The following is an 11,788-nucleotide window of genomic DNA, read 5'->3' on the forward strand; positions in this document are numbered from 1 at the left end:
TCGGGGAACAGGTTGGCCTGCTGGCTGCCCCAGACGGCGGTGGCGGCCAGGTCCTCGTTGACCCCCTCCTTGAACACCACCTCGGCGGCCTGCAGGAACTTGGCCGCGCGGCCAGCCTGCTGGTCCAGCCCGCCGAGCGGCGAGCCGCGATAGCCGGAGACGAATCCCGCCGTATGCAGGCCAGCGGCCTCGTCCAGCCGGTGCTGGTCCATCAAGACCCGCAGCAGCGCCTGGACGCCGGTGATGAAAACCCGGCCTTCCGTGAGCAGAAATTTGTCGTCGAGCGTCACTTCAGCGTGCCGCATCGCAATTTTCTTCCTTCTGCCCCTCGCGTGTCGTTTGGAAGATCATATAAGATCGCAGCAATTGCTTGCCAAAAGCGTGCCCCCGCCTCTCGGTTCCGGGGCACGAACGACGCCCATATGGCGCTGAACGGGGAGGAAAACTTGTCTGAGGTGCTCGACGCCGTCGATGCTAAGATCCTGGACCTTATCCAGCACGACGCCGGCCTGTCGGTCGCCGAGATCGCCGAACGGGTCGGATTGTCCTCCAGTCCCTGCTGGCGGCGGATCAAGCGGCTGGAGGACGCGGGCGTCATCCAGCGCCGGGTGACCATCCTCGACCGCGAGAAACTGGGCCTCGGCTTCGAGGTCTATTGCACCGTCAAGCTCAGCCTGCCGACCCGCGACAATCTCGACGCCTTCGAGACCGCGATCAGCAAGCTGGCCGAGGTGGTGCAGTGCGCCACCGTCACCGGCTCCGCCGACTACGAGCTGCGGGTCGTCACCCGCGACATGCACGCCTTCGACGACTTCCTGCGCGAGCGGATCCTGTCGCTGGGCCTGGTGTCGAACATCGAAAGCCGCATCGTCATCCGCTCGGTGAAGAACACCACCGCTGCCCCGCTCGGCTTGATCAGCCCCTATGTGAGCGCGCAAGGATAGGGCTCCCGCAACGGAGCCTTCCCATGATCGAACTCGTCATCGACCAGCGCCGCAAGGACCTCGGCGGGTTCGAAGTGGGCCGCGTCCTGCCGTTCCATGCGCACCGCATGGTCGGGCCCTTCGTCTTCTTCGACCACATGGGCCCCGCGCAGTTCGAGGCGGGCTTCCCGCGCACCGTCGACGTGCGGCCGCACCCGCACATCGGGCTGTCGACGGTCTCCTACCTCTTCGAGGGCGCCATGACCCACCGCGACAGCGTGGGGACCACCGAGGTGATCCGGCCGGGCGAGGTCAACTGGATGACCGCCGGCAAGGGCATCACCCACTCCGAACGCTTCGAGGACCTGCGCGCCCACGGCGGGATCATGCACGGCATCCAGGCCTGGGTGGCCCTGCCTGTCGAGGACGAGGAGACCGATCCCGCCTTCGCCCACCACGGGCCCGAGGACCTGCCAACCTATCAGGGCCAGGGCCTGTGGGCGCGGCTGATCGCCGGCAAGGCCTTCGGGGCCGAGGCCAAGGTGAAGACGCACTCGCCGATGTTCTATGTCCACTGGGCGCTGGACGCCGGCGCCACGGCCCAACTGCCCGCGGAATATCCCGAGCGCGCGGCCTATGTGGCGCAAGGCGTCGTCGAGATCGACGGCCGCCAGATCAACGCCGGCCAGATGGCGGTCTTCGCGCCCGGCCAGCCGGTCCTGGTCAAGGCGGTGACCGACGCCATCGTCATGCTGCTGGGCGGCGAGCCCCTCGGCCCGCGGTTCATCGAATGGAACTTCGTGGCCTCGTCGAAGGACCGCATCGAGCAGGCCAAGGCCGACTGGCGGGCCGGGCGCATGAAGCTGCCCGACGCCGACGATCTGGAGTTCATCCCCCTGCCGCCCGATCCCCCGGGGCCGGCTCCGGCGATGAGCTGAGCCGCCCGGCGCCGCGGCCGCGGGTCAGATAGCGGCCGAGCCGCTGGAACGGCAGCTCCACAAGCCGGTGGGCCACATAGGCGGCGGCCAGGGAGACGGCCGCCGCCGCCATGATCGCCACGATCAGCGGCGTGCGGTCGATCAGACCCGCCAGCGTCAGCCACCCGACGACGCCGTGCAGCAGGTAGACCGAATAGCTGGTGTCCGAGAGCAGGCGCACCGAGCGGCGCTCCGGCAGCGGGATGTGCAGCAGGGCGACGAACAGCAGCAGGGCGTAGGCCAGGGAGATGAAATAGGAGTTGGTCACCGGCAGGAAGCCGGGCTGCATGGCGCGAAGGCCCCATAGGAACACAGCCGCGGCCGCCGCCAGATAGGCGAGGCCCCAGGCCGCCGAGAGGCGCCGCCTGGCCATCCACCAATAGACCGTCTGCCCCATGACCAGGACCGGCAGATAGGCCGTGGCGGTGGCGAAGAGTCCGAAATCGAGGCCGAAGGCGCCGCGTTTCCAGATCACCAGGGCCGTGGCCGCCAGGTTGAAGGCGATCCGGTGCGGCGAGCCCCGCGCGAACTGGGTGGCCGCGGTCAGGCCATAGAAGATCATCTCGATGATCAGGGTCCAGGCGACCCCCAGCAGCACGACCTGGGGGTAGATGACGTAGTTGGCGAGCGTCAGGTTGAGCAGGACCGCGCGCGGGGTCACGTCCGTCCGGGCCGCCACGAAGGCCGCCGACAGCAGCACCGCGACCGCCAGCATCGGATAGATGCGCAGCACCCGCCGCACCGCGAAGACATAGACGCTCTCGACCCGGGCGCGGTCGCTGATGATGAAGCCGCTGATCAGGAAGAACAGGGCCACCCCGAACCAGCCGAAGTCCTGGATGATCCCCAGCGGTCCGGTGATGTTGTGGCGCACCCACTCGGCCGGGCCGAAGACATGCCCCAGGCCGCGCGGCATGATGTTGCCGAAGTGGTCCCAGACCACCAGCCAGGCCGCGAGCGCCCGCAGGTAGTCGAGAAACACGTATCGGCTTACGGGCTCCGGCAGGTTTGCACGCTCTTGGCCCACGCTCATGCGGCGTAGCTATCGGAATTGCCGGGCGTCACCAACGCCGAGCTTTTGGCGACGGAGACGCCGACCCCGCGCATCGGTTACACAGCCCCCATGAACGTCAGCGTCTTCGATCTTTTCAAGCTGGGGATCGGCCCGTCCAGCTCGCACACCATGGGCCCGATGACCGCCGCGGGGCGGTTCCTGGAGTGGCTGGGCGATCGGATCGACCGGACCGCGCGGGTGCAGGTGACGCTCTATGCCTCGTTGGCCCTCACCGGCCGCGGCCACGCCACCGACCGGGCGGTGATCCTGGGCCTGGCTGGGTTCGAGCCACGCGGCCTCGATCCCGACGCCGCCGACCGGGTGGTCGTCGACGTGCGCGCCAACCGGTGGCTGAACCTGGCCGGCCGCCACGGCATCGGCTTCGACGAGGCGACCGACCTCCTCTGGGAAGGCCGCACGCGGCTGCCGCAGCATCCCAACGGCCTGACGTTTTCCGCTTTCGACGCCGCGGGCGCCGCACTCGGCGAACGGACCTATTTCTCCATCGGCGGCGGCTTCGTGCGCGACGAGGGCGAGATGGGGCTGAACACCCCGCCGGAGGCTGCGGCCCTGGTAGAGGTCCCCTACCCGTTCGACAGCGGCGCGCAGCTCCTGGAGATGGCGGCCGGCGCCGGCCTCACCTTCGCCGAGGTGATGCGAGCCAACGAGCGGGTGCGCCGCACCGACGCCGAGATCGACGCCGGCCTCGATGAGGTGGCCGCCGCCATGTACGCCTGCATCGACCGCGGCATGAAGACCGACGGCGTCCTGCCCGGCGGCCTGAAGGTGCAGCGCCGCGCCTTCCAGGTGCATCAGAGCCTGATGTGCGACGCCGACAAGCGCATCGCCGACCCGCTCGCGGCGCTGGACTGGGTGAACCTCTGGGCGCTGGCGGTGAACGAGGAGAACGCGGCCGGCGGCCGGGTGGTCACCGCCCCGACCAATGGCGCGGCGGGCCTGGTGCCGGCGGTGCTGCGCTACTACGACCGCTTCCACCGGGGCACGGCGGAAGGGCGGCGCACCTTCCTGCTGACCGCCGCGGCCATCGGCGCGCTCTACAAGAAGAACGCCTCGATCTCGGGCGCCGAGGTGGGCTGCCAGGGCGAGGTGGGCGTCGCCTGCTCCATGGCCGCGGCCGGCCTGACCGCGGCGCTGGGCGCGACCAACGCCCAAGTCGAGAACGCCGCGGAGATCGGCATGGAGCACAACCTTGGCCTGACCTGCGACCCGATCGGCGGCCTGGTGCAGATCCCCTGCATCGAGCGCAACGCCATGGGCGCGGTGAAGGCCATCGACGCCTCGCGCCTGGCCCTGCTCGGCGACGGCCAGCACTCGGTCAGCCTCGACAAGGTGATCGCCACCATGAAGCGGACCGGCGAGGATATGTCCCACGTCTATAAGGAAACCTCGCTCGGCGGCCTGGCCGTCAACCTGGCGGAATGCTGAGAAAGGACGTCTACGGATGATCGTCGAGATGCGCACCTACACCTTGGGCCTGGGCGCCACGGGGCGGTACTTCAAGCTCTATGGGGAGAAGGGGCTCGCGGTGCAGAAGCGCATCCTGGGCCATCTCGTGGGCTACTACAGCGTCGAGGTCGGGCCGCTGAACCAGGTGGTCCACCTGTGGGCCTACGACAGCCTGGACGAACGGGCCAGGCGCCGCGCCGCCCTGTGGGCCGACCCCGAGTGGCTGGCCTATATCGCCGAGGTCGGCCCCCTGGTGGTCAAGCAGGAGAACCAGATCCTGAATCCCGCGCCGTTCTTCGAGGTCCCGCCGGCCGCCTAGCCCTCCAGATAGGCGGTGAGCTTGTCCAGGATCTCGCGGCTGCCGTGCTCGCGGCTGCCGTTGTCGTCGTAGCCGTCGAGGAAGGCGCCCTGCTCGGTGTGGACCAGGTGCGCGCCGCCACCGGGGACCGCCTTGATCTCGAAGGTGGCCAGCGAGACGCTGATCTTCCGCCCGTCGAGCCGCATCTCGTAGCAGTAGACGATCCGTTCGCCGGGGATGATGTCGAAGTAGGTGGCGTCGAACTCGGTCACCAGGCCGTTCTTCCAATTGCCCACCAGCCGCTCGCGGCCGCCGATCCGGAAGTCCATCGTCCGCTCGCCGATGTCCCACAGCGCGTTGGGGGCGGTGAACCAGCCGTTCTTGCCCTCGATGCTGGCGAAGGCGTCGAACACCCGCTGCGGGGTGACGCCGGGATAGGTTCGCTCCAGCGTGAAGACGCCGTGCGACACGTTGCGTTTGACGAGGGTGTCGGCGGTCATTTCGGTTCTCCGTCGGGAAATCGCCTGAGGTGTTCGCCGAGTCGGTCGAGACGTTGCTCCGCCTCCGCCCGGCGCTGGTTGAACCACTGCTCGGCGAGGCTGAGGGCGGCGGGCTCCATGCGGCAGGTGCGCACGCGCCCGGCCTTCTCGGAGCGCACCAGGCCGCTCGCCTCCAGCACGGCCAGGTGCTGGACGATGGCCGGCAGCGACATGGCGTAGGGCTGGGCCAGCTCGCTGACCGAGGCCGGGCCTCGGGACAGGCGCTCGACCATGGCGCGCCGCGTCGGGTCGGCGAGGGCCTGGAAGGTGAGGTCGAGGTTGGCCGCGGCCATGGCGCTCAGCCATCCTTCAGCGGGAAGTACTGGAACCAGGGCTCGGCCTCGGCCAGCACCCGGGCCACGCCGGGCCGCGCCTTCAGCCGTTCCAGGTAGGCGGCCAGCGACGGCCAGCCCGCCAGCGGAACGCCATAATCGGCGTAGAACAGCGCCGGCAGGGCCGCGCAGTCGGCCGCGGTGAAGGCCTCGCCCATGGCCCACGGCCCCTCGATCATCGGGGCGATCAGGTCGTAGCCCTGGCGGATGGCGGCGCGGTTCTGCTCGGCGCCGTAGGGGTCGTGCTTGTCGTCCGGGCGCAGCCGCTCGGCGACCACCTGCTGGAACGGCAGGTGGATGTAGCTGTCGATCAGCCGGTCGATCAGGCGGGTCCGCATCGCCAGCTCCGGATCGTCCGGGATCAGGAAGGCCGCCGACGGCTCGGTCCGCGCCAGGTAGTCGAGGATGACGCTCGACTCCGGGATCGTGCGGCCGCGGCCCTCGTCGCGCAGCACCGGAAACTTGGCCAGCGGCCAGACCTTCTGGAACGCCGCGCGCTCGGCCGGATCGCCCAGGTTCACCTGCCGCGGCTCGAACGCCACGTCGGCCTCATAGAGCCCGATCAGCGCCTTCCAGCAGAAGGAGGACAGCGGGTGATAGTAGAGGGTGAGGGTCATCGCCCGGCTCCATACTTAAGTGATTACCTAAGTATCAGATGGGCAGTGGGCGTCAAGCCGCTCTTGCCGACGGGCGATGGCTCCGGCTCCTCCCCCGTAGCGGCAGCGTGCGAGGGAGGTGGCAGCGAAGCTGACGGAGGGGGCGTTGGGGCCGTGCGGTGAACTCGGTGCGCCGGCAGCGCCCCTCCACCGCTTCGCGGTCCCCCTCCCCCGTTCAACGGGGGAGGAGCTGGAGGCGCCGGCTGTGCCTAGGCCAGCGCCTTGCGGGTCTGTTCCCAGTACTGGGCGCCGGTGATGAGGGTGACGAGGGCGGCCAGCCAGAACAGGCTGTGGGCGGCGATGGTGAAGGGGCCCTCGATGGCCGGGTCCTGCGGCAGGAACGAAAAGGCCCCCCAGGCGCCGACCACCAGCTCCATGGCCAGCGCCACCAGTTGCAGGGTGGTCTTCCACTTGGCGAGCAGGGTGACGGGCAGCTTGACGCCCTTGCCGGCGCCGACCTCGCGCAGGGCGCTGACCGTGAATTCGCGGAACAGGATCAGGCCCGCGGGCAGCAGCACCATGGGCTGGGCGCCCAGCGACATCAAACCGAGGATCGCGCCGCAGACCAGCACCTTGTCGCCGATCGGGTCGAGGATCGCGCCCCAGACGCTGACCGCGTCCATCCTGCGCGCCAGCCAGCCGTCGAAGAAGTCGGTCACCGCGGCGATGACGAAGGCGTAGACCGCCCATCGCTGGAGGGCGAACTGGACCTGCGGCTCCAGGTGGTCCGAGAGGCCGGGCACCGCGCCCGCCGCCGCGGCCAGGGCCACGAACATGAACAGCGCCAGGACCAGGCGCATGGACGTCAGGATGTTGGGGAGCGATTTCATCGGGCCATCCAGCGCGCCCGCGGGCGCTTCGTTCCAGGCGAGCTTAGCCGCTCGCGCCCGCGTCGTCTTGGCTGGACGGCCAGGAAATGCGTCGCTTCCCACGAGACCGCCGGCCGGCGCGCCCAGCCCCGGGCGCGCCTCAATAGGCGAGCCAGGTGAAGATTCTGAGCGTGTTGTTGTCCGAGGCGTTCGCCCCCGCCCCGTCGTAGTTCGAGCCGGCGCCGTTGAAGCGGCTGTAGAGCGTGTACTGCACGCCCACCCGCATGTTGAACCGCGGGCCGAGCGGGCTCTTGCCCTCGCCCCAGGGCGTTCCGTCGAGTTGCAGGGTGACGCCGCTGCTGTCGGGCTTGAAGGTCCGGTTGGCCGCGAACAGCGCCGGATTGGCCGGGCCGAAGGTGTCGAACACCGCGACCGTCGCGCCCACCTTGTTGCGCCAGTAGTAGGAGCCGGCGGCCCGCAGGTCGGTGAGGCGCGTGTCGGCGCACCCCGGCGCGGGGCCGGCGAGCGCGCAGGTGGCGTTCAGCGTCTGCCGTTCGTGCAGGTAGCGCGCGTCGAGGCTCACCACGTCGCCGCTGTCGAGCGCCTTCTGATAGGAGCCGTCGAGGCCCAGGTCCTGGTAGCGGTCAGTGGTCCCGGTCAGCCGGTCACGGCCGGGATGGATGTCGGTGCGCATACCGAAGGCGCCGACCTGGAGGGTCCCGTCGGCGACCTTGGTCTGGAACGCCACGCGGCCATAGGGCGCCAAGCCATCGATGTCGCCGGGCGAGAAGGGATCCGCGCCCAGATGGGTCAGCGCCGAGCGCGAGGGCGAACCATAGGCGCCCCCCTCGACATAGACCGCGGAGTCGACCCAGGCGTACGCCGTCACGCCGAGCGTGTTCTGGGCCAGGCCGCCGAGGAACAGCGGCGAGGCGGACGGCGACGGGGCGAGCGCGGAGCTGGTGTAGGGGAAACCCCACGCCGGCAGGGTGTTCCAGGCGTCCTGCAGGCCGGGGTTGTTGTTGAGGCCGAGGCCCAGCACGACCTCCTTGCCCTTGATGTGGGTGACGGTGGTGGCGCGCAGGTCGAGGTTGTCCCACGTCCAGGCCTTGCCGATGCCGTCGTAGGTGGTCTGCACGAAGCCGCCCAGATGGGAGCCCAGGCCGCCGGCGACGAACAGGCTCACCTGGTCCAGGGCGGTATTGTCGTTGGTGGAATAGCCGTTGGCCGGCGGGCTGGCCTGGTCCTTCTGCGTACGGACGTAGGACGCCACCGCCATGGCCGAGACCGGCAGGTTGAAGGCGGTCGCCCGCTCCGTATAGCCGCGCAGCTTGAACTCACGCCCGTAGGGGGTGAGCTGCGGGCCGAAGCCGCCCACGTGGCAGGACTGGCAGGGATGGTCAGTCTGGATGGCGAAGCTGGGCACCGCCAGGGCCGAGCCGGCCCCCAGGGCGGCGACCGCGAAGGCCAGCAGCGGGGCGATCCTGAACCGGCGCGACAGGTTCGGCGGGGCGGCGGCGCGACCGAGGCCGGCCACTAGGATTTCTTGTACTGGCTGCACCAGCCGCCGGCCTCGACGGGACTCTCGACGGTCTTGCATTTGGAGGGCGGTTGGAAGGCGTTGCAGGTGTTGCAGCCCTTCCCCGCCTTGGGATGGCTCTGATAATCGACCGATTTCTGGGTGGCCTTCGCCGCGGCCGCGGCGGCCAGCCCGGCGGCGCTTACGCCCCCGAACGCCATGGCGCCGGCCGCCAGGCCCAGGACGCGGCGCCGCGACGCCAACCGGCGGGCGGGAATACTGACGCTGTTCATGCTTGAGATTGCCCGGGGCGCAACGCCTTCCTGATGGAACGCGAGGACGGGCCCTTCCGCCCCCGCAATGCCCCGCGGTCGGTTAGGTTCCCGGTTGTCGGGCCAGCGCCCTAGCACCACCCTTCCGGATCGTCCGGTGGCGGGCCGGCCGGGCTCTCGGGCGCCCCGCGCTCATCGGCCAGCCGCTGGATGGCGGCCGCCTTCGCGACCGGATCGACCGGGCCCGTCCACAGCCCCTCGGCCTCGCGGACCGGCTTCAGGGTGTCCGAGTCGGGCGTCCAGGCGATCACCCGGCGCCGGCCAGTTCCAGGCTCGACCTCGATCTCGAAGTGGCGATAGCAGATGGTCGTCACCTGCGGCGGCTCGGGCGGCTCGGTGGGCTTCAGCCGCCCGTGGGTGCGCGGGCCGAGGATCGCGGCCGTCCAGCGGAGCTGGCCCAGGCGCACCTGGGTCAGGTAGGCGGTCTCCGGCGTCGCCTGCATGACCATGGCTCAGCCCCGGTCGCTGAACCGCTCGGCCAGCGCCTCGTGCGCCAGGCGCATGGCCTCGGCGAACTCCGGCTTCGACTTTCCCGCGCAGCGGCGGGAGGCGGACCACGCCCCGGAGAGGGCGTGGTGGAAGGGGCAAGCCACAAGCGGGGCGCTACGGCCTGGCTGTTGATGGCTTCCGCAGATGGGGCTTGCCCCCTCCACCCCTCCCGCCATCGCTGCCGCGATGGGGGAAGTCGTCACCCCTTCCTGAAAAACCCGTAGATCCGCTCGGCGAGGGGCGCGCTGACGCCCTCGACCTTCAGCAGGTCATCCACGCTCGCCCGCCTCTCCCCCGCGAAGCGAGAGGGAGAGGATGAAGGAGAGGGCGGCTGGGCGCGACGATGGCTGCGCAGGTTGATCAAGGGCCTTCATTGGGGGCTTTGGGCGACCGCCGCGGAAGGTGTTGGCGCCTGCGCCGCCCTCTCCCTACCCTCTCCCTCTCGGCTTCGCCGGGGGAGAGGCCTGGCTGTTGTGGGCTCGGTGGATGGGGCTTGCCCCCTCCACCCCTCCCGCCATCGCTGCCGCGATGGGGGAGGTCGTCACCCCTTCCTGAAAAACCCGTAGATCCGCTCGGCCAGGGGCGCGCTGACGCCCTCGACCTTCAGCAGGTCGTCCACGGACGCCCGGCTCACGCCGCGGGCGGAGCCGAAGGCGTGGAGGAGGGCCTTTTTGCGGCCGGGGCCGACGCCTTCGATCTCGTCCAGGGGGTTCTTCTTCATTTCGGCGCTGCGTTTGGCGCGGTGGGTGCCGATGGCGAAGCGGTGGGCTTCGTCGCGCAGGCGCTGGAGGTAGTAGAGGACCGGGCTCTTGGGCTCGAGCATGAAGTAGGGCTTGCCGGGGATGAAGAACCGCTCCAGCCCGGCGTCGCGGTCGGGGCCCTTGGCGACGCCCACGACGGCGATGTCGTCGACGCCCAGGTCGGCCAGGACCTCCATCACCGCGCTGATCTGGCCCATGCCGCCGTCGATCAGCACCAGGTCGGGGCGGATGGCCTCGCCACCCTCTTCCTCCTCCTTCACCATCCGGCCGAAGCGGCGGCGCAGGACCTCCTTCATCATCCCGAAGTCGTCGCCGGGGGTGATGTCGGCGCCGCGGATGTTGAACTTGCGGTACTGGGATTTCTGGAAGCCGTCGGGGCCGGCGACGATCATGCCGCCCACGGCGTTGGTCCCCATGATGTGGGAGTTGTCGTAGACCTCGATCCGCTCCGGCGGGGCGTCGAGGCCGAAGGCCTCGGCGACGCCGGCCAACAGCTTCGCCTGGGCGGAGCTCTCCGACATTTTCCGGCCGAGCGCCTCGCGGGCGTTGATCAGGGCGTGGTCGACGAGCTGGCGTTTCTCGCCGCGCACCGGGCGGGCGATCTCCACCTTGCGGCCGCCCTTCAGGCAGAAGGCGTCGGCCAGGAGGTCACGCTCGGCGGGCTCGATGTTGGTCAGGATCAGCCGGGGGATCGGCTTGTCGTCGTAGAACTGGCCCAGGAAGGCGCCCATGACGTCGGGGTCCTCGTCGGACCTGTCGACGCGGGGGAAATAGGCGCGGTTGCCCCAGTTCTGGCCGGCGCGGAAGAAGAACACCTGGACGCAGGCCTGGCCGCCCTCGGCATGGAGGGCGAAGACGTCGGCCTCGTCCACCGTCTCCGGGTTGATCTGCTGCTCCTGAGCGACAGAGGCCAGCGCGCGGATGCGGTCGCGCAGGCGCGCGGCGCGCTCGAACTCCATCTCGTCGGCGGCGGCGGTCATCTGCTCGGCGAGGCCGGCGACCACCGCCCGGGACTTGCCGCGCAGGAAGGCCTCGGCCTGGTCCACCAGGCCGGCGTAGTCCTCCAGGCCGATCAGGCCGGTGCAGGGGGCGGCGCAGCGCTTGATCTGGTGCAGCATGCAGGGGCGGGTGCGGCTCTCGTAGACGCTGTCGGAGCAGGAGCGCAGCAGGAAGGCCTTCTGCAGGGTGTTCAGCGTCTTGTTGACCGCGTTGGCGCTGGCGAAGGGGCCGAAGTAGTCGCCCTTGATGGTGTGGGCGCCGCGGTGCTTGCGAAGCTGGGCCGCCCGGTGCTCGCGGCGGATGACGATCTCGGGGAAGGACTTGTCGTCGCGCAGCAGGACGTTGAAGCGGGGCTTCAGCTGCTTGATCAGGTTGATCTCAAGCAGCAGCGCGTCGGTCTCGGTGCGGGTGGTGACGAACTCCATGGCGCGCGTCAGGTCGACCATGTGGGCGATGCGCTGGGTATGGAAGCGGCCCTGCGCGTACTGGATGACGCGCTTCTTCAGGGACCGCGCCTTGCCGACGTAGAGCACCTCGCCCTCGTCGCCGATCATGCGGTAGACGCCCGGCCGGTCCGGCAGGCGCTTCACCTCGTCCTTGATGAGCGCGGCGCCCTTCAGGGGCGGTGTGGCG

At 69.8% G+C, this 11,788-nt stretch carries 15 protein-coding genes and 1 pseudogene; 4 read left to right on the forward strand and 12 right to left on the reverse strand.

Annotated features, from left to right (window positions below; translation table 11 throughout):
• The coding region (locus tag VNW53_RS15645; protein WP_325556717.1) for a hypothetical protein at positions 1 to 305 on the reverse strand (305 nt) is incomplete at its 3' end.
• Positions 306 to 446: 141 nt separating this feature from the next.
• On the opposite strand from VNW53_RS15645, the gene VNW53_RS15650 reads away from it, so the two are divergent.
• Positions 447 to 944: an Lrp/AsnC family transcriptional regulator gene (locus tag VNW53_RS15650; protein ID WP_325556718.1), complete on the forward strand. Its 498-nt coding sequence runs from the start codon at positions 447 to 449 to the stop codon at positions 942 to 944.
• Between the two features lie 23 nt (positions 945 to 967).
• On the forward strand, positions 968 to 1,861 hold the full coding sequence (locus tag VNW53_RS15655; RefSeq protein ID WP_325556719.1) for a pirin family protein: 894 nt from the start codon (positions 968 to 970) through the stop codon (positions 1,859 to 1,861).
• On the opposite strand, the gene VNW53_RS15660 is transcribed toward VNW53_RS15655, so the two are convergent.
• On the reverse strand, positions 1,812 to 2,933 hold the full coding sequence (locus VNW53_RS15660) for an acyltransferase (RefSeq protein ID WP_325556720.1): 1,122 nt from the start codon (positions 2,931 to 2,933) through the stop codon (positions 1,812 to 1,814). The two genes, VNW53_RS15655 and VNW53_RS15660, sit on opposite strands and share 50 nt — an antisense overlap.
• 90 nt (positions 2,934 to 3,023) lie before the next feature.
• Here VNW53_RS15660 and VNW53_RS15665 point away from each other — a divergent pair, with 90 nt between their 5' ends.
• Positions 3,024 to 4,400: an L-serine ammonia-lyase gene (locus VNW53_RS15665; protein ID WP_325556730.1), complete on the forward strand. Its 1,377-nt coding sequence runs from the start codon at positions 3,024 to 3,026 to the stop codon at positions 4,398 to 4,400.
• A gap of 16 nt (positions 4,401 to 4,416) precedes the next feature.
• A complete protein-coding gene (locus VNW53_RS15670) occupies positions 4,417 to 4,740 on the forward strand; it encodes an NIPSNAP family protein (RefSeq protein WP_325556721.1) in 324 nt (107 codons plus the stop codon).
• Here VNW53_RS15670 and VNW53_RS15675 read toward each other — a convergent pair.
• From VNW53_RS15675 to uvrC, 10 genes and pseudogenes are all read right to left on the reverse strand, one after another.
• Positions 4,737 to 5,219 (reverse strand): SRPBCC family protein, encoded by a 483-nt coding sequence (locus tag VNW53_RS15675; RefSeq protein WP_325556722.1) that lies wholly within the window; start codon positions 5,217 to 5,219, stop codon positions 4,737 to 4,739. The two genes, VNW53_RS15670 and VNW53_RS15675, sit on opposite strands and share 4 nt — an antisense overlap.
• Positions 5,216 to 5,551 carry a metalloregulator ArsR/SmtB family transcription factor gene (locus tag VNW53_RS15680; RefSeq protein ID WP_325556723.1) on the reverse strand — a complete coding sequence of 112 codons (336 nt, stop codon included), beginning with the start codon at positions 5,549 to 5,551 and terminating at the stop codon, positions 5,216 to 5,218. Before VNW53_RS15680 ends, VNW53_RS15675 begins: the two co-directional genes overlap by 4 nt.
• Positions 5,552 to 5,556: 5 nt before the next feature.
• Positions 5,557 to 6,207 (reverse strand): glutathione S-transferase family protein, encoded by a 651-nt coding sequence (locus VNW53_RS15685; RefSeq protein ID WP_325556724.1) that lies wholly within the window; start codon positions 6,205 to 6,207, stop codon positions 5,557 to 5,559.
• A gap of 248 nt (positions 6,208 to 6,455) precedes the next feature.
• Positions 6,456 to 7,076 (reverse strand): CDP-diacylglycerol--glycerol-3-phosphate 3-phosphatidyltransferase, encoded by a 621-nt coding sequence (pgsA, locus tag VNW53_RS15690; RefSeq protein WP_325556725.1) that lies wholly within the window; start codon positions 7,074 to 7,076, stop codon positions 6,456 to 6,458.
• 139 nt (positions 7,077 to 7,215) lie between these two features.
• A complete protein-coding gene (locus tag VNW53_RS15695; RefSeq protein WP_325556726.1) occupies positions 7,216 to 8,592 on the reverse strand; it encodes a hypothetical protein in 1,377 nt (458 codons plus the stop codon).
• The gene (locus VNW53_RS15700) at positions 8,592 to 8,867 is read right to left on the reverse strand and encodes a hypothetical protein (RefSeq protein WP_325556727.1); all 276 of its coding nucleotides are present in this window, start codon (positions 8,865 to 8,867) and stop codon (positions 8,592 to 8,594) included. Before VNW53_RS15700 ends, VNW53_RS15695 begins: the two co-directional genes overlap by 1 nt.
• Before the next feature lie 110 nt (positions 8,868 to 8,977).
• A complete protein-coding gene (locus tag VNW53_RS15705; RefSeq protein WP_325556728.1) occupies positions 8,978 to 9,355 on the reverse strand; it encodes a hypothetical protein in 378 nt (125 codons plus the stop codon).
• 3 nt (positions 9,356 to 9,358) lie between these two features.
• Positions 9,359 to 9,499: a hypothetical protein gene (locus VNW53_RS15710; protein WP_325556729.1), complete on the reverse strand. Its 141-nt coding sequence runs from the start codon at positions 9,497 to 9,499 to the stop codon at positions 9,359 to 9,361.
• 95 nt (positions 9,500 to 9,594) lie between these two features.
• A pseudogene (locus VNW53_RS19910) lies at positions 9,595 to 9,690 on the reverse strand (hypothetical protein); the annotation flags it as partial.
• A 246-nt stretch (positions 9,691 to 9,936) separates the two neighbouring features.
• Positions 9,937 to 11,775 carry an excinuclease ABC subunit UvrC gene (uvrC, locus tag VNW53_RS15715; RefSeq protein ID WP_325556731.1) on the reverse strand — a complete coding sequence of 613 codons (1,839 nt, stop codon included), beginning with the start codon at positions 11,773 to 11,775 and terminating at the stop codon, positions 9,937 to 9,939.
• Positions 11,776 to 11,788 lie beyond the last annotated feature (13 nt).

The organism is Phenylobacterium sp. (assembly GCF_035569475.1).
Lineage (GTDB): Bacteria > Pseudomonadota > Alphaproteobacteria > Caulobacterales > Caulobacteraceae > Phenylobacterium.

Excerpts from the sequence above, each read along its gene's own strand:
- VNW53_RS15655 (WP_325556719.1), top strand. The coding sequence starts at position 968 with ATGATCGAACTCGTCATCGACCAGCGCCGCAAGGACCTCGGCGGGTTC.
- VNW53_RS15660 (WP_325556720.1), bottom strand. The coding sequence starts at position 2,933 with ATGAGCGTGGGCCAAGAGCGTGCAAACCTGCCGGAGCCCGTAAGCCGA.
- VNW53_RS15665 (WP_325556730.1), top strand. The coding sequence starts at position 3,024 with ATGAACGTCAGCGTCTTCGATCTTTTCAAGCTGGGGATCGGCCCGTCC.
- VNW53_RS15670 (WP_325556721.1), top strand. The coding sequence starts at position 4,417 with ATGATCGTCGAGATGCGCACCTACACCTTGGGCCTGGGCGCCACGGGG.
- VNW53_RS15675 (WP_325556722.1), bottom strand. The coding sequence starts at position 5,219 with ATGACCGCCGACACCCTCGTCAAACGCAACGTGTCGCACGGCGTCTTC.
- VNW53_RS15680 (WP_325556723.1), bottom strand. The coding sequence starts at position 5,551 with ATGGCCGCGGCCAACCTCGACCTCACCTTCCAGGCCCTCGCCGACCCG.
- VNW53_RS15685 (WP_325556724.1), bottom strand. The coding sequence starts at position 6,207 with ATGACCCTCACCCTCTACTATCACCCGCTGTCCTCCTTCTGCTGGAAG.
- pgsA (WP_325556725.1), bottom strand. The coding sequence starts at position 7,076 with ATGAAATCGCTCCCCAACATCCTGACGTCCATGCGCCTGGTCCTGGCG.
- VNW53_RS15700 (WP_325556727.1), bottom strand. The coding sequence starts at position 8,867 with ATGAACAGCGTCAGTATTCCCGCCCGCCGGTTGGCGTCGCGGCGCCGC.
- VNW53_RS15705 (WP_325556728.1), bottom strand. The coding sequence starts at position 9,355 with ATGGTCATGCAGGCGACGCCGGAGACCGCCTACCTGACCCAGGTGCGC.